This is a genomic window from Bradyrhizobium sp. Rc2d, assembly GCF_900099855.1.
GTDB lineage: Bacteria > Pseudomonadota > Alphaproteobacteria > Rhizobiales > Xanthobacteraceae > Bradyrhizobium.
The window spans coordinates 348,674-365,221 of record NZ_FNCU01000002.1 but is presented as its reverse complement, the minus strand read 5'-3'; the positions used below and the strand labels follow the sequence as shown (position 1 = coordinate 365,221).

Annotated in this window: 13 protein-coding genes and 1 pseudogene; 6 read left to right on the top strand and 8 right to left on the bottom strand. The window is 65.6% G+C overall.

Annotated elements, in window-relative coordinates:
- Window positions 1-480: pseudogene (locus tag BLV07_RS06140) on the bottom strand (DUF4102 domain-containing protein); the annotation flags it as partial.
- A gap of 652 nt (window positions 481-1,132) precedes the next feature.
- On the opposite strand from BLV07_RS06140, the gene BLV07_RS06130 reads away from it, so the two are divergent.
- Window positions 1,133-2,623, top strand: coding sequence for an amidohydrolase family protein (locus BLV07_RS06130; RefSeq protein ID WP_244550977.1), 1,491 nt, complete (start codon window positions 1,133-1,135; stop codon window positions 2,621-2,623).
- 3 nt (window positions 2,624-2,626) lie between these two features.
- A complete protein-coding gene (locus tag BLV07_RS06125; RefSeq protein WP_091881156.1) occupies window positions 2,627-3,556 on the top strand; it encodes a CobW family GTP-binding protein in 930 nt (309 codons plus the stop codon).
- A 15-nt stretch (window positions 3,557-3,571) separates the two neighbouring features.
- Here BLV07_RS06125 and BLV07_RS06120 read toward each other — a convergent pair whose 3' ends face one another.
- From BLV07_RS06120 to BLV07_RS06110, 3 genes are all read right to left on the bottom strand, one after another.
- Window positions 3,572-3,967, bottom strand: a complete 396-nt coding sequence (locus BLV07_RS06120; protein WP_091881155.1) for a GFA family protein — start codon at window positions 3,965-3,967, stop codon at window positions 3,572-3,574.
- Window position 3,968: 1 nt separating this feature from the next.
- The gene (locus BLV07_RS06115) at window positions 3,969-4,340 is read right to left on the bottom strand and encodes a hypothetical protein (RefSeq protein WP_091881153.1); all 372 of its coding nucleotides are present in this window, start codon (window positions 4,338-4,340) and stop codon (window positions 3,969-3,971) included.
- 102 nt (window positions 4,341-4,442) lie between these two features.
- The gene (locus BLV07_RS06110) at window positions 4,443-4,820 is read right to left on the bottom strand and encodes a tautomerase family protein (RefSeq protein ID WP_091881150.1); all 378 of its coding nucleotides are present in this window, start codon (window positions 4,818-4,820) and stop codon (window positions 4,443-4,445) included.
- Window positions 4,821-4,994: 174 nt separating this feature from the next.
- Between BLV07_RS06110 and BLV07_RS06105 the strand changes: the two genes are divergently transcribed.
- Window positions 4,995-5,594 (top strand): TetR/AcrR family transcriptional regulator, encoded by a 600-nt coding sequence (locus tag BLV07_RS06105; protein WP_091881148.1) that lies wholly within the window; start codon window positions 4,995-4,997, stop codon window positions 5,592-5,594.
- Between the two features lie 244 nt (window positions 5,595-5,838).
- On the opposite strand, the gene BLV07_RS06100 is transcribed toward BLV07_RS06105, so the two are convergent.
- Together BLV07_RS06100 and BLV07_RS06095 are read right to left on the bottom strand one after the other, a co-directional pair.
- Window positions 5,839-6,309, bottom strand: a complete 471-nt coding sequence (locus BLV07_RS06100) for a hypothetical protein (protein WP_244550976.1) — start codon at window positions 6,307-6,309, stop codon at window positions 5,839-5,841.
- 14 nt (window positions 6,310-6,323) lie between these two features.
- Complete coding sequence (locus BLV07_RS06095) at window positions 6,324-6,824, bottom strand: hypothetical protein (protein ID WP_091881144.1); 501 nt, start codon at window positions 6,822-6,824, stop codon at window positions 6,324-6,326.
- A 361-nt stretch (window positions 6,825-7,185) separates the two neighbouring features.
- Between BLV07_RS06095 and BLV07_RS06090 the strand changes: the two genes are divergently transcribed.
- The 3 genes from BLV07_RS06090 (at window position 7,186) to BLV07_RS06080 (ending at window position 14,328) form a co-directional block, all read left to right on the top strand.
- Entirely contained in the window at window positions 7,186-8,868 is a 1,683-nt protein-coding gene (locus tag BLV07_RS06090) for a methyl-accepting chemotaxis protein (protein ID WP_091881142.1), read from the top strand.
- 192 nt (window positions 8,869-9,060) lie between these two features.
- A complete protein-coding gene (locus tag BLV07_RS06085) occupies window positions 9,061-12,366 on the top strand; it encodes an acetyl-CoA carboxylase family protein (protein ID WP_091881140.1) in 3,306 nt (1,101 codons plus the stop codon).
- Between the two features lie 108 nt (window positions 12,367-12,474).
- Window positions 12,475-14,328 (top strand): sigma-54-dependent Fis family transcriptional regulator, encoded by a 1,854-nt coding sequence (locus BLV07_RS06080; protein WP_176945359.1) that lies wholly within the window; start codon window positions 12,475-12,477, stop codon window positions 14,326-14,328.
- A gap of 348 nt (window positions 14,329-14,676) precedes the next feature.
- On the opposite strand, the gene BLV07_RS06075 is transcribed toward BLV07_RS06080, so the two are convergent.
- Entirely contained in the window at window positions 14,677-15,231 is a 555-nt protein-coding gene (locus BLV07_RS06075) for a flavin reductase family protein (RefSeq protein ID WP_091881214.1), read from the bottom strand.
- Between the two features lie 56 nt (window positions 15,232-15,287).
- A complete protein-coding gene (locus BLV07_RS06070; protein ID WP_091881137.1) occupies window positions 15,288-16,385 on the bottom strand; it encodes an LLM class flavin-dependent oxidoreductase in 1,098 nt (365 codons plus the stop codon).
- Between the last annotated feature and the right edge of the window lie 163 nt (window positions 16,386-16,548).

The following is a 16,548-nucleotide window of genomic DNA, read 5'->3' as shown; positions in this document are numbered from 1 at the left end:
GCCGATGAAGCGGCGCAGATGGCTCGCGGTGTTCTCCCAGCTTTCCAGCCGGGGCCGCATCTCGCCGTCCGCCTTCCGGACTGGCGTCTTCATCCAGTCGATCCGTTCCTCGATGATCTCATTGACGGTCTTGCCTCGCTTCGCCTGCCGCTCTTTCCGGTCGTGGAAGGTTTCGGCAATCGCGTCGCCGCCCATGCCCTTGAGGCCATAGACCTTGCTCCGGGCATCATCGACGGTGAACGTCTCGGGGTTATACACGCCGAGCCAGCCGGTGCGCTGCTTGCCAGTCTCTAGATCGGTGAACTTAAACGAGAAGGTCGCCACGCCCGCCGTGGTGATGCTGACATAGAGGCCGGGGCATTTGCGATCGTAGAACTTGACCCGTTTGGGCACCCGCCTTTCGCAAAGGCGATTGGTCAGGATGACGCTGCCGGTGCGGGTGCGCTTGCCAGCGGGGTCGGCGGTGATGGTAGTATCCATTTCGGTTTCGGCTCCTAAGGCTTGGGACCAAAGGGCTCGGCTTTGGGTCTTTCAGTTTTGTCGTGCGGACGCTGAAAGGCTTAGGGCCGGGCCCTAGATTTGACGAAACCCGCCGAAGCGCCCCGAAACAGGCTAGTCGAAAAAGACTTGTTTTAAAGGGTTTTTGTAGTTTCGGCGTGTTTCACCGAATGCCAAAATATAGACGTGTGGTCCTGGCCGTCGTTGCTACGGTCAAGCCTTCGCGAAGGCGTCATCGCGTCAACCGGCGCGCTGCCGTGCATTTCGCGGAGGTGAGGGAGGCCAGAAGGAACTCGGCTCCCGGGAGAGCGCGGCATAGGCCGTCAAACCATCGCGCAGGGAAGGCCTGGTTTCGGCTGCCCTGTGTCTCCCCTGTGCATTGCGTGTGCAATTCGTTCAGCGCAGGGGTCTTATGGGTGCCAGCCGGCGCCCGGCCTTCCCTGCGCCCTTTCTTAGAGAGGGTGCGAAGAGAAGAGCACAGCTCGGGCAAAACATGCCGCGAGGCTGCAAGCGCGCGTCTGCGGTCTGCCTGCCAAATGATCTTCCGTGTGAGCATGATGCATCGGCCGCCGTGGAGGTGGTCGTTGCCCCCGGAATCTGCCTTGATGCGATATCAGCGCGGAGGAGTCTTGATATGAGCGGCTTGGTGATCTCTGGCGGCCGGGTGGTGGATCCCGCCAGCGGAATGGACGCCATCGGCGACGTGGCGGTGGTGGACGGCAAGATCGCCGCGGTCGGCTCCTCGCTCGGCGGCGCCGAGCGGGTGATCGACGCCACCGGCCTTGTGGTCGCGCCCGGCTTCATCGATCTGCATGCACATGGCCAGTCGCTCCCGGCCGACCGCATGCAGGCGTTCGACGGCGTGACAACGACGCTCGATCTCGAGGCCGGGGTGCTGCCGGTCGCATCCTGGTATGAACGCCAGGCCAGGAAGGGGCGGGTGCTGAACTACGGCGCCGCCGCCAACTGGGCGTTTGCGCGCATCGGCGCGATGACGGGCTCCAATGCGGAGAGTTCGCTGGAGGCGTTCGGCAATGCCATGCGCGACCGCCGCTGGATCGAGAACGTCGCGACCGATGCGGAGGTCGCCGGCATCCTCGAGCGCCTTTCGCGCGGCCTCAACGAAGGCGGCATCGGCATCGGCATTTTGAACGCCTACGCTCCGGGCGCCGGCGTGCAGGAGCTGACCGCGGTCTGCCAACTCGCCGCCGCAAAGGACGTGCCGACCTTCACCCACGTCGCCTTCATGTCACGCATCGACCCTGAGAGCGCGGCGGAAGCCTATATCCGCCTGATCGGCTATGCCGGCGCCACCGGCGCGCACATGCACATCTGCCATTTCAATTCGTCGAGCAAGACCGACATCGAGCGCTGCCGCGTGCTGGTCGAGAAGGCGCAGGCGCAGGGCCTGCCGATCACGGTCGAGGCCTATCCTTACGGCACGGGCTCGACCGTGCTGGCCGCCGCCTTCTTCAGCGATCCCGAATTCGTCGAGCGCAACGGCACCGGCTACGATTCCGTCCAACGCGTCACCGACGGCCATCGCTTCCGCGACCGCGAGGAGCTGCTCAAGGCGCAGGCCGAAGAGCCGTCCTCGCTGGTGCTCTGGCACATCCTCGACACCGAGAACAATGCGCATCACCGCGACCTGCTCGACATGTCGGTGCTGTATCCCGGCGGCGCGATCGCGTCCGACGCGATGCCGTGGACGCTGCCCGACGGCTCGACCTACACCGGCGATGCCTGGCCGCTGCCGAATGACGCCACCTCGCATCCGCGCTCGGCGGGCTGCTTCACAAAGTTCATCCGCGAATGGGTGCGCGAGCGCAAGGCCGTGTCACTGCTCGAAGGCGTGCGCAAATGCGCGCTGATTCCCGCGGAGATCTTGTCGCAGAGCACGCCCGCGATGCGCGCCAAGGGCCGGCTCGATAGGGGCGCCGATGCCGACATCGTCGTGTTCGATTACGAGAGGCTCTCGGACCGCGCGACCTTCACGGCGATGAACCGTCCCTCCGAGGGCGTGCGGCATCTGATCGTTAGCGGCCAGGTGCTGATCAGTGACGGCGTGCTTGACGTGGCGGCGCGGCCCGGCCGCCCCGTTCGCCGGCCCGTCGTCGAGAGCTGACTCATGCCGGTCCCCATTCTCCTGGTGACGGGCTTTCTGGGGGCGGGCAAGACCACGGTCGTGAACCGTCTGCTGGCGCATGCGGACGGGCGACGCATCGCCGCCGTGGTCAACGATTTTGGCGCGATCAACATCGATGCGGAGCTGATCGCGGGCGCCAGCGACGGCGTGGTCAGCCTCGCCAATGGCTGCATCTGCTGCTCGCTCGAGGGCGATCTCTTGCGCACGCTCTCGACGCTGCTGCGGCGTGATCCCAAGCCCGACTACATCGTCATTGAAACCAGTGGCGTTGCCGATCCCGCCGACATCGTCCGCAATCTCATGGACCCGGTGATCCTGCGCGAAGCGCTGCTCGAAACCGTGCTCTGCGTGCTGGATGCGACGGCTCGGCCCGCGGCCCTGGAGGATGCGCTCCAGCGGTCGCAGTTGCGGGTCGCCGATATCGTGGCGCTGAGCAAGCTGGATCTGGCTAACGAGGGCGCGGGGCTACGGATGCGCGAGGCGATCCGCGCCCAGCGCATCCCTGCCGTGGTGGTCGATGCGAACCACGGCGAGCTTCCGTCCGCGTTGCTGTTTCCCGCGAATGTCGATCGCGCGCCCGCGCCGCGCGAGGTGGCGCCGCGACGGCCGACGGAAGAGCGCTTCGAGACGCTGAGCTGGACATCGGACCAGCCCATCTCGCTGCCTCGCTTGCAGCAGGCCATCAGCCGCCTTGCGCCAAAGCTCGCGCGCGCCAAAGGCCTGTTCGAGACCGTCGAGCAGCCCGGCCGCCAGATGGTGTTTCAGTTTGCCGCCGGCCGCGCCACGCTGGCGCCGGGCGATGCGCCGGCGCCGGGCGTGCCGCGGACGCGGATCGTCTTCATCGCCGAGCTCGGGGTGCTCTCCAAGGCGGAGCTCGATGAAATTATGGAGGCGTGCGTTGCGGTGGTGTGAAGCCTGCGCACCGTCTCAATCCTCCACCGGCAATCCGTCCCCGTGGACATACCATGCCGCGCGGGATGCCCACTGTACGTGTCGGTCGGGCGTCGCACCCAGCATCTCGTCAAATGCGCCGGCATGGATGATCGCCTCGCGCCCGCTGCGTGTGAGGTGCGGCATCGGGCTGCCGCAAATCTTGCAGAACGCGGTCGCGAAGCTTCGCGCATTGGGCAGATCGAAGCGCACGACGGATGCTTCACCACGCAGCCATCGCAGTGCTTGCGCCTTCACGATCACCTCGCAGGAATGCGCGGTCCCGGTCGCCTTGCGGCAGCGCGAGCAATGGCAGTTGAGGAAGCGGTCGAACGGACCCTCGACCTCGAACGCGACCTCGCCGCACAGGCAGCTTCCCCGGAACGCCATCATCTCATTCAACCTCCGGCTCGTCCGGCTTCTCGGCTGTCTCTTCCGCATGGACCGGGGGCGCGCCATGCGCGCCGCGCAGCCGGATCATGGTGTCGATCACGTCCACCTCGATCTTCAGCATGTCGAGATCGCGCGTCATCTCGCGGACCTCCTGGCCCTTGCGCGCCAGTTCCTCCGACACGTCGACCGCCATCTTGCGTTCGGTCACGTTGCCTTGCGTGTTGACGAACAGCTTTGCGCGCATCCATTCGAGTCGCGCCCGCTGGGTGTCGCGTTCGAACTTTTTCTCCGCGTAGCGGCGCCGCGCCTCCGCATAGGCGCCAATCAGCGCCGTTTCCGGCAAGCTCCACAATTGCTCGATCGACATGGTCATGCCGTTCAGGTCCCGGGTTCGGCTCGGCGGAGTCTTCCTCCGCAGCCTATCAGACCCTTCCGGCCGGCAATTCTCAAGAGGGCGTCGGCAGATCCGGCAAACTCACGCGAATTGTGCGATTCCGTTTCCGACGGACCAGTTCTCCTTGGGCGCATCGAGCACGTTCACGAAAACGTCCTCGGGGCGGATGCCGGGATTTTCGCCGAGCAGGTCCGCGATCCGGCGATACAGCGCCGTCTTCTGCTCGGCGGTGCGCGAGGCGAACACGGTGATCTGGATCAGCACGGCGTCATCGCTGCGCTGGACGCCGTAGGCGTTGCCGCAGCGGAAGTTCGCGGGCTCGAGCTCACTGATGGTCATGAATTGGTCGCCCTCGGGCACGTTCAGCGCCTCGCGCATGGCGCGGTAGAGGCCGTCGAGGATCGCCTGCCGGTAGGCTTCCGGCTTGCCGGCGCGCATCGAGATGTGGAGCAGAGGCATCGGGATTCCCCTTTTGCTTTCCGGCGCGACCGCCTGCTTGCGGGCCGGTCCAGGGAGGAAGCTGGCGATCGACCTCGATCTGTTTTTGACGTAGTGTCAAAAAAAGCACGTTCTTGACATCATGTCAAATACTGCCGGTTCATTCAGGACCGGGCAGTCCAGGAGGATCACCATTTGAGACCGCGCGAGTTCGACCACGACGACGTCCTGCGCATCGCGTTCGACCAGTTCTGGCGCAAGGGTGTGCGCGGCACGTCGCTGTCGGACATCGCGCGTGACGCCGGCGTCCAGCGCGGCAGCCTCTACAATGCGTTCGGCAGCAAGGAGGCGCTGTTCCTCCAGGCCTATGAGCGCTATTCGGGCGATTATCTCGTCGCCCTGCAAAAGGCGCTCGGCGCGGGCTCATTGCGCAAACGCCTCACCGCGTTCTTCGACCTGACCATCAGCAACTTCCGCTCGGGCTCTCCGCCGCGGGGATGTCCGACCACGCGTGGCTTGATGGAGCTCGGCGCGGCCGAAGACGAAGGGCTGGATGAAGAGGCGCGTCAAGCTTTTGCAAGCCTTGTCTCGCGCATCACTGCTCTGGTCCAGGACACGTTGTTGGCCGGCGCCGAACGTGGCGAGTTCAGTGGCAACCCCGCCACCGCAGCCCTACACATCGTCACGATGACGCGTGGACTCGCCGTGCTCGAACGCGCGTTCGGCGACGAGCCGCAATTGCGCAAGATCGCCGCCCACACGATCGACCTCGTGCTCGGCAAGAAGGGCGCCTAAGGCATGATCCGGAAGAGTGCGCAGCGGTTTTCCGAAAAGATCATGCTCAAACAACAACCTAAAGCGCGATGACGATTCATCCTAATCTCATCGCGCTTTGGGTGGACATGCGAGAAACAACGATCCCAGCGATGATCGCGCTGGGATCGTCTGGAGGTTTCATGGAAGGCGTCGAGCTCCGCCTCTCCACGGCGATGTTGATACCGCAAGGCTGCTGCGGATGCGACTAGAACCCGTCAAAGTGTCAGCACAGCGCAAGCGCGTTGACCGCGCGTGTCGCGGCATCCTCCTTGCCGGAGCCGACGAACTGGCAAACCATGGACTCGAGCTCGCCCGGTTGCTTGCGGCGGGCGACCGCCAGCAACCGCATCAGCTCCGTCTCGTCCTTCGACAGACGCCGGCAGGACGGCGGCATGAAGCACAGCTCGCATGGCCGGCCGCTGCGCAGGATCCTGACCAGCGCGGCAGCCCGCGCCACCAGCAATGCGCTGTCGGCAATGTCAGGAGTTTCGTCGGCGAAGCGATAGGCCGCTTCCCAGCAATCGGACGCGCCGGTCGCATAGGCCGCCCCGATAAAGCGGAACAACGACAGCGCGACGCGCGAAAACTGATCGTAGCTCTCGAGGTTTCGTGGCGTCGAAAGTACGGCCTGGAGCGGACAGAGCCGCGATTGGCCCGCCTCCGGGACTGGCACGGAGCCGCTCGCGTCCTGCATCTTCGACGATCCCATCAGTGCAGCGTGGGACTGCCCACAAACCAGCTTTTCATGGCCATCGTCCGATCAAGCTCGAATGAGCGGACGTGCCGGTCGGGCAGAATGAGGCCCGCCATGCGAAAAATCGTTGCAAGCCCGCACACCGGCGCCAGCGCCCAATCGGCCCCGACCGGCGGCAGCCAGCACTCGAACTGCTCGCGTGCGACGTCGATGCGTTCCTGCTGGGCCGCGGCAATCGCCCGCAAGATTCCGTGCTCGCTGTCGGACATGCGCGGGCAGGTAGGGCAGTGCACTTCGATCGCCGTATGCGCCGTGCACGCGAAGATCTCGATGATGGATTCCAGCGAGGGTACGGCATCGCCCACGCGAAAATGGTCGTACACCTGCTTGATATCGGCCGCGGTCGGGACGGCGCCTCCGCTGCGTGCCTTGGCCCGAAATCCCCAGATGAAGAGCCGCTCCGCCGCGCTCAGCGCGGGAAGGTCGAGGGACCCGGTGTTTGTCGATTGATGCATTGAGGCTCCGGCGTTCGGCTGCGCTCACGCCACGGTTGGCGTTGATGATTTGCGCCGATCGTTCTGCCAGAGCCCTCTGCAAGTCAACGCTCGGAGGGGCGATATCGAGGTCTTCTAGATCTAAAGAGCCTGTCTCTGGCCTTGTCTCGAACTATTCCAATGCAGGGGAAGCGCCGACGCATTCCAACCCTCTCCAGCGACGTCCATGACGGCGGGGGATCGAGGACGCAGGTCGCCGCCGGATGAACGGCGCGCCATCCTCACGCAGTTCTACGGGCTCTGGGGAATCCAATGCTTAAAGCTTTGCTAAGGGGAACGGGATAAACAGACATATCAGCCCTTCCAATTCTTGCGAGCACCGATGGTTTTCTCCCGCATCAGTTTCAAGCTGGTCCTGATTGTCGGCATCAGCCTCCTCGGCATGGTCGCGCTGGCGCCGATCGCGCTGTCGACCCTGCGCGCGCAGATGATCGCCGACCGCCAGGCCAAGACGCAGCACATGGTCGACGTCGGCTACGGCATCCTGGCGCATTACCAGAAGCTCGAGAGCGAAGGAAAACTCTCGCGCGAGCAGGCCCAGGCCGGTGCAATGGGCGAAATCAAGAGCCTGCGCTACGACAAGGTCGAGTATTTCTGGATCAACGACATGGCCCCCAAAATGGTCATGCACCCGATCAAGCCAGAGCTCGATGGCAAGGACCTCTCCGGGATGAAGGACCCCGCCGGCAATGCGCTGTTCATGGGCTTCGTTGACGTCGTCAACAAGCATGGCGCGGGCTTCTACGGCTACCTCTGGCCGAAGCCCGGTTTCGATCAGCCGGTCGGGAAAATCTCCTATGTGAAGGGCTTTGCGCCCTGGGGCTGGATCATCGGCACCGGCATCTATCTCGACGACGTCGACGCTGCCTTCCGCCAGAATGCGATGACGTTCGGCTATATCTGCCTCGCCGTGCTGATCCTGGTTCTCGGCGCCTCCTTCCTGATCGGGCGCAGCGTCACCCGGCCGCTGACCAGGATCACCGCGCTGACCGAGCGCCTCGCCGCCGGCGATAGCGCGTTCGACGTGCCCCACACCGATCGCCGCGACGAGATTGGCGGGCTAGCCAGGGCGCTCGCCGTGTTCAAGGACAATGCGTCGGCGGTCAGCCGGATGCATGCCGAGCAGCAGGAGCTGAAGCAGAAGGCCGACGACGAGAAGCGCAGGGCGATGGCCGATCTCGCCGGCAAGTTCGAGGCAAGCGTTCAGGCCGTCGTCCGCGACGTCTTCAACGAGGCGCGCGCGATGCAGCAGGCCGCGCAGGGCATGTCGGAGACCGCGAACAAGGCGACCGACCGCGCGAGCTTCGTCGCCACCGCCTGCCAGCAGGCCTCGAGCAACGTGCAGACGGTCGCCTCCGCCGCCGGCGAGCTGTCGTCCTCGATCACCGAAATCAGCCAGCGCGTGGCGCAGGCTACCAGCGTGGCGGACAAGGCCGCCGCCGACGGTCAGCGCACCAACGACACCGTGCAGGGGCTGGCCGCGGCCGCGCATAAGATCGGCGAGGTCATCGATCTCATCAACCAGATCGCCTCGCAGACCAATCTGCTCGCGCTCAACGCCACCATCGAGGCGGCGCGGGCGGGCGAAGCCGGCAAGGGCTTTGCGGTGGTCGCGAGCGAAGTGAAATCGCTGGCGAGCCAGACCGCGAAGGCGACCGACGAGATCGGCGCGCAGATCACCGCTATCCAGGCCGAGACCAATGAGGTCGTCGGCAACATCGAGAGCATCCGTGCCACCATCATGGAGGTCAACGAGATCTCCTCGTCGATCGCCGCCGCGGTCGAGGAGCAGGGCGCCGCGACCCAGGCGATCGCGCGCAACGTGCAGGAGGCGGCCTCCGGCACCGACCAGGTCTCGCAGAACATCTCCGGCGTCACCGATGCCACGGCCGAAACCGGCCAGGCCGCCGGCCTCGTACTGCAATCGAGCGGCCGGCTGACGCAGAAGCTGCAATCGCTCGAAGACGAGGTCGGCGCCTTCGTTGCGGGCGTTCGGGCGGCCTGATCGTCGCCGATCTGTCTGCCGTGACGTGGATTATTCGCCTCGTCACGGCGCGCGTTGCGGATCGAAATTCCGGCCTGCGGGAGCGGTCATCGCGACCGGCTTTCCCGCTCTTGACGGCTGCGGTTAAAGTGAAGAAGCAGGATCATCGAACCTGCCGACCCGCGCCGGCCTCGCGGGCATGGAGACCGTCGCATGTCGTTCAAGAAGCTCCTGATCGCCAACCGCGGCGAGATCGCCATCCGCATCGCGCGCGCCGCGGCCGATGCCGGCATCGCGACGGTTGCGATCCACCCCGCCGACGATGCGCTGTCGCTGCATGTGCGAGTTGCCGACGAGGCGGTCGAAATTCCCGGCCGCGGTGCGCGGGCCTATCTCGACATCGACGCGGTGGTGAAGGCGGCGGAATCCGCCGGTTGCGATGCCGTGCATCCCGGCTACGGCTTCCTCAGCGAGAACGCCGCGTTCGCAAAAGCCTGCGCTGACGCAGGCATCGCTTTCGTCGGGCCGAAGCCCGCGGCGCTCGAGCTGTTCGGCGACAAGGTTGCGGCACGGCAACTGGCAAAACGCTGCGGTGTGCCGATCATCGCGGGCACCAGCGGGCCATCCTCGCTGGAGGAGATCACGGCGTTCTTCACCTCGCTCGGCGGCAAGGCGGCGATCGTGATCAAGGCGATGGCCGGCGGTGGTGGACGCGGCATGCGTGTCCTGGAGGATGCCGCCGATCTCGCGGAAGCCTATGCGCGCTGCCAGTCGGAGGCGAAGGCGGCATTCGGCTTCGACGGCGTCTACGCCGAGCGGCTGATCCGGCAGGCGCGCCACATCGAGGTGCAGATCATCGGCGACCGCCACGGCGTGATCTCCCACCTCTGGGAGCGCGAATGCACCATCCAGCGCCGGCACCAGAAGCTGGTCGAGGTGGCCCCGAGCCCCTCGCTGAGCGATCCTTTGCGTGGCCGCATCATCGAGGCGGCGAAGCAGCTCGCCGCGGCCGCCTCTTACGACAATCTCGGCACGTTCGAGTTCCTGGTCGATGGCAGCGCCGACGACAGCTTTGCCTTCATCGAGGCCAATCCGCGGCTCCAGGTCGAGCACACCGTCACTGAGGAGGTGCTCGGCCTCGACCTTGTTCGCGCCCAGCTCGCGGTCGCCGCAGGTGCGACACTCGCCTCGATCGGCTTTGCGCAAGGGGATATTCCGAAGCCGCGCGGCCATGCGATGCAGCTGCGCGTCAACATGGAGACGCTGGACGAAACGGGAGCGACGCATCCGACCGGTGGTTTGCTCGCCGTGTTCGAGCCGCCATCGGGGCCCGGCGTCCGCGTCGATAGCTTTGGCTATGCCGGCTATAAGACCAGCGCGGCGTTCGACTCGCTGCTGGCCAAGGTCATTGTGCACACGCCGAGCGCGGCCTGGCACGACGTGGTTGCAAAAGCCTCGCGCGCCCTGCGCGAGTTTCGGATCGACGGCGTCGTCACCAACATCGCCTTCCTTCAGGCCGTGCTGGCGCATCCCGATTTCAGGACCAACCACATCGCGACCGATTTCATCGATCGCAACATCGCAAAGCTCGTGGAAGCGGCCGATGGCGCCGCCAAGCCGCTCTACTTTGCTGCAACCGAGCGACGCAGCGCTCACGGCACCGAGGCGGACATAGCGCAAGTCGTGCCTGAAGGTGCGGTAATGGTCGCGGCGCCCTTGCAGGGAACCATCGTCACTATCCAAGTGAAGGAAGGCGAGATCGTCCGCCCCGGCCAGCAACTCGCCGTGATCGAGTCCATGAAGATGGAGCATCTGGTCATGGCCGAACAGGGCGGCCGCGTCATGAAGCTCGTTGCCGGCGACGGCGTCACGCTGATGCATGGTGAGCCGATCCTGTATCTGGAGCCGCTCGACGTCGCGGCCGATAGCACAGCGGCGGAAGCCGACATCGATCTCGATCACATCCGTCCCGATCTTGCCGAACTGATCGCTCGCCAGGCCAACACGCTCGATGCGAACCGGCCGGCCTCGGTCGAGCGCCGCCGCAATACCAACCAGCGCACCGCGCGCGAGAACGTCGCCCAGCTCGTCGATGCCGGCTCGTTCATGGAGTACGGCAGCCTCGCGATCGCGGCGCAGCGGCGCCGGCGCAAGCTCGACGACCTCATCAAGAACACGCCGGCCGACGGCCTCGTCATGGGCGTTGCGACCGTCAATGCCGAGAAGTTCGGCCCTGAGGGCGGGCGCTGCATCGTCGTGGCCTACGACTACACCGTGCTCGCGGGCACGCAGGGCCACATGAACCACAAGAAGATCGACCGCATGCTGACGCTGGCGGAAGACTGGCGTGTGCCGCTGGTGTTCTACGCCGAGGGCGGCGGCGGTCGCCCCGGCGACACTGACCGGCTCGGCATGACCGGACTCGACGGCCCGTCCTTTGTGCAGTTCGCAAGGCTGTCCGGCCTCGTGCCCGTGGTCGGTGTCGTTTCCGGCTATTGCTTTGCGGGCAATGCCGCGATGCTCGGCTGCTGCGACGTGATCATCGCCACCAAGAACGCCTCGATCGGCATGGGCGGCCCCGCCATGATCGAGGGCGGCGGGCTCGGCGTCTATCATCCGGCCGAGGTCGGCCCGGTCTCGTTCCAGGCGCCGAACGGCGTCATCGACATCCTGGTCGAGGACGAAGAAGAGGCGACGGCCGTCGCCCAGAAATATCTGTCTTATTTCCAGGGCGCGGTGACCGAGTGGGAAGCCGCCGACCAGCGCCTGCTCCGCCGCGCGATCCCCGAAAACCGCCTGCGCGTCTACGACATCCGCAGCGTGATCGATCTCGTCGCCGACAAGGATTCCGTGCTGGAGCTGCGCCGCGACTACGGCCTCGGCATGATCACCGCGATGATCCGCATCGAGGGCAAGCCGTTCGGCCTGATCGCCAACAATCCACGCCATCTCGGTGGCGCGATCGATGCCGATGCCGGCGACAAGGCCGCGCGCTTTCTCCAGCTCTGCGACGCCTTCGACTTACCCGTCGTCTCGCTTTGCGACACGCCTGGGTTCATGGTCGGGCCGGAAGCGGAGAAGACCGCGATCGTCCGTCACGTCTCGCGCATGTTCGTGACCGGCGCCAGCCTCACCGTGCCGCTGTTCGGCATCGTGCTGCGCAAGGGCTATGGCCTCGGCGCGCAATCGATGATCGGCGGCGGCTTCCACGCCTCGTTCTTCACCGCGGCCTGGCCGACCGGCGAGTTCGGCGGCATGGGCCTGGAGGGCTATGTCCGCCTCGGCTTCCGCAAGGAGATGGAGGCGATCGCCGATCCCGAGGAGCGCGAGACCTACTACCGCAACAAGGTCGCCGAGCTCTACGCCAACGGCAAGGCGGTCTCGATCGCCTCCGTGTTCGAGATCGACAATGTCATCGACCCCGCCGAGACACGGCGCTGGATCATGGCGGGCCTGCGCTCAGTGCCGAAGCCGCCGGCGCGAACGGGCAAGAAGCGGCCGTGCATCGATACGTGGTGAGGGCGATGCAGCAATTTTGACTGCGCCGCGTGCGTTCCCGGTTCCCGATTGACTTCCCCGCCTGCGGTGCCAGACTTTGCACAATAATACAGGGTGGAGACGTCCGCGATGGCCAGCCTTTCGGCCTCGAACCATGTCGCCCGTGTCTTGTCCGTCGCCAACCACGTGGCCGACGTCGATGCCTCTTCGCGGATTGCCAATTCCTGGCGGCGCTGCCTGGTCAATCACAAGCTCGATCCCGCCCGCCGCGGACCGCCCCAGACGCTGACCGAAACCGAAATCCGGCATGCCGCCGAACCCCTGGAGGAGACGATCAGGCTCGCCACGCCCGAGCTCGACGATCTCGCCCGTGTGCTGCGCGACGCCGGCTATTGCGTCAATCTCGCCGATGCCAACGCAACCATGCTGTTCAGCCGCCTGCCGGGCGAGGCCGACGCAAGGATGTTCCTGGACTGGAAAATCTACACGGGCTCGAACTTCGCCGAGACCTTCGAGGGCACCAATGGGCTCGGCACCGCGCTGGCCGAGAAGAAGCCGATCCTGGTGCATCGCGACGAGCATTTTCGCGCCCAGTGGCACATGTTCTCCTGCGCCGTGGCGCCGCTGTTCGACGAGGCCGGGCGGCTCGCCGGTGCCATCAACATCACCTCCTGCCGCGAGGATCTGGAGCGCGCCGCACATCAGCTCGCGCTCGCGGTGACGATGGAGGCGACGCGGCGGATGGAGGGCGCGATCTTCCGTGGCCATTTCCGCAACGCCTGGATCGCCACCGTGCCCGGTGACGGCGGCAATGGCCTCATCGCCTATGACGACGACCGGCGCGTCGTCGGCGCCTGCCGTTCCGCGCGTGCACTGCTCGGGCTCACCGACGGCATGATCGCCTCCGGCATCGATCTGTCGCGCTACGTCAAGTTCGATCATCATGGCGCGCGCGGTACGGATGAGCTCGTCGAGCTGCGCCGCGCCGATGGCAGTCTGTTGGGACAGGGGCACGTTGCTCCGCCGCTGCGTGCAAAGTCGCATGCACCGCGCCGCGATGCGCCTGCCGGCCGGTTCGATGCCCTGGATCGGCTCGCCGGCCGCGATCCCGGCCTGATCCGAAGCGTGAAGCGGCTCAGGCGCATCGGCGACCACAATCTGCCGGTGCTGCTGCATGGCGAGACCGGCGTCGGCAAGGACGTGTTCGCGCGCGCCATTCACGCCGCGAGCAACCGCGCGCGCAACAATTATGTCGCGCTGAACTGCGCGGCGATGCCGGAGAGCCTGATCGACGCCGAGCTGTTCGGCTACGAGGCCGGCGCCTTCACCGGCGCGCGGCGCGAGGGCTCGAAGGGCCTGATCGTGCAGGCCGATGGCGGCACGCTGTTCCTGGACGAGATCGGCGACATGCCGGTCGCGCTGCAGACTCGCCTGCTGCGCGTGCTGGAAAACCGCGAGGTCTGGCCGCTCGGCGCGCTCAAGCCTGTCGCCGTCGACATCCGTCTGATCAGCGCCACGCATCGCGATCTCGGCCGCATGGCGGAGCAGGGAGGCTTCCGCGCCGATCTCTATTTTCGCCTCCGCGGCATGGAGGTGCGATTGCCGGCCTTGCGCGAGCGCGCCGACCGCGACGACGTCATCCGCCAGATCGCGCGCGAGGAGGCGCCGAACTGCCGCCTCACGGAGGAAGCCTGGTCGCGGCTCGTGGCCTATCCGTTCCCCGGCAACATGCGGCAGCTCCGCCACGTGCTGCGGCTCGCCGGCTGCACGGCGGAAGACGGTGTCATCACCGATGCCGATCTCGATTTGCCGCCGTTTGGGGGAAGGGCGGAGCCTGATCTCGCGGCGGCCGAGCGTGCGACGATCGTCGACGCGTTGCGCAAGCATGGCGGCCGCGTGACCGAGACAGCACGCGCGCTGAAGCTCAGCCGCGCCACGCTGTATCGCAAGATCAAGCAGCTGAAGATCGAGACTGCGCAGTAGGCAGCTAACAGTTTGCGAAGCGGTGCTCGTTCTTCCCCTCTCCCTTGTGGGAGAGGGTGGCTCGCCGCGCAGCGGCGAGACGGGACGGGTCTCTATCCGCGAGTCCGGAATCGTAGGGTGGGCAAAGGCGCACTTGCGCCGTGCCCACCCTCGATCCAGCTCTGCAACAGAAGCGGTGGGCACGCTTCGCTTTGCCCACCCTACGATATCTGCGTTCGCGGATAGATACCCATCATCCGGCGCCACAGCCGATGCGGAGCATCGGCGTTCTCAAGGACGGCGGCCGAAGGCCGCCTATGCCACCTTCTACCGCAAGGGGAAAAGGGGAGCGCACCGTCAGCGCCGCCGCTACGAAAAATCCGTCCAGCTCAGATGCCGCGAATCGAGGTCGCCGACTGTAACTGTCTCGCGGATTTCGTGGGGTGTATGAAAACTGCTTCGCAAGTACACCAGCGGCATGGCCGTCGCCGCATGCCACACGCCGCGTACTTCGCCGACGAAGATCGAATGCGTCTTGGTCTCGAACTCCTGCGCCAGCACGCAATCAAATGCCGCGACCGCGTCCGTCAGCACCGGCGCGCCGGTCTCGCCGCGTGTCCATTGTCCGAATGCGAAGCGGTCGTCGCCGTTGACGCCTTTCTGGCCGCTGAAGGTCAGCGCCAGCAGGGCGTGATCCTCGTGCAGGAAGTTGATCGCAAAGGCGCCTTCCTCGCGGATGCGCCCATGCGCGCTGGCGTTGCGGTTGACGCAGACGATCAGCGAGGGCGGATTGTCGGAGAGCGAACAGGCCGAGGTCACGGTCAGTCCGGTGCGCTTGCCGTGCTCGGCGCCGACAGTCACCAGCGCGACCGCGCCGGCGCATTGGCGCATCGCCTGCTTGAAATCCTTGGCGTCGACCGTCACGCGGAAATCTCCGAAATGAAGCAGGTGCGGCACGATCGCGCCGCACCCGCTGCGGGTCAAGCGGCCTTCTTCGCGGAGCCGAGATGCGCCAGGCGCGGCATCACCTCGTTCTTCAACAGCGACAGCGAGTGGTGCCAGGCTTCCGCCTTGTGCTTGTAGTCGAAGCCGAACACCAGGAGCACGCCGAACCCGCCGACCTCGTCGTAGATCTTCTCGATCTTTTCGGCGACGGTCGCGGGCGAGCCGACGATCCAGTTCCGCTTGGCGCAATATTCGACCGTGACGTCGCTGTCGGGCACGTCGGGCGCGTGCTTCAGATAGTCCTTGAAGCCGAAATGGCCGAGCAGCGGCAGGAAGTACTCGTGCATCATCCGGCCCATCATGTCGCCGGTCGAGAGCCTCCACGCCTCTTCATCGGTGTCGGCGACGAACACCTCGCGCACCAGCCGCCAGTCCTGCCGGTTCGGTTTGCGTCCGGTCTTGGCGGCGCCGATCTCGACCGAATCCCAATGGCTCGAGACATAAGCCGGATTGAGGTTGAGGCTCATCGGGATGAAGCCGCGCTCGCCGGCGAGCTTCAAGGTGTCCGAATTCTTGGAGAGCCCGGCAACGCCGATCGGCGGATGCGGCGCCTGCAATGGCTTGATGTGGGGCTTGAGGAAGTCGAACATCGTGTCGGGCTTGGTCACCGTCCAGAACTTGCCCTTATGGGTGAAGGGCGCAGGTTCAGTCCACAGCTTCAGGATGATCTCCAGCGCTTCGCGCGTCATGTCGCGGTTCTGCCCGCTCATGCCGTCGACGTTGAACATCGCCCAGTCGCTCGGCAGGCCGCTCGCCGCGACGCCGAAATTGAGCCGGCCCTCGGACAGATGATCCAGCATCGCGACGCGGTTGGCGAGCTCGGCCGGGTGGTGATAGGGCAAGAGGAAGCCGCCGGGTCCGATGCGAAGCTTCTTGGTCTGCATCAGCGCCTGCGCGATCAGGAGGTCCGGCGTGGGGTTGGGTTCCCAGGGCGCGGTGTGGTGCTCGCCGACCCAGGCCTCCTGATAGCCAAGTTCGTCGAGCCAGCGCATGACCTGCAAGTCCCAGTCGTTCCCTTCCTTCAGGCCGCACTCCGGCGGATGCGAAGGCATCGTGAAATAGCCGATCTCCATGGTTTCCTCATCTGATGTTGACGCGTCTTGTTGCGCGGTTCACGGACGTGAGTGGAGCTGCTTCAGCAAGCGGTGTGCCAGCACGGGCGGCGCCGCGGACCTGCGAGAAAAGGCTGGTTTACGGCGGAAATAGCCGATATCCCGGGACGGATTTGCAAGGCGC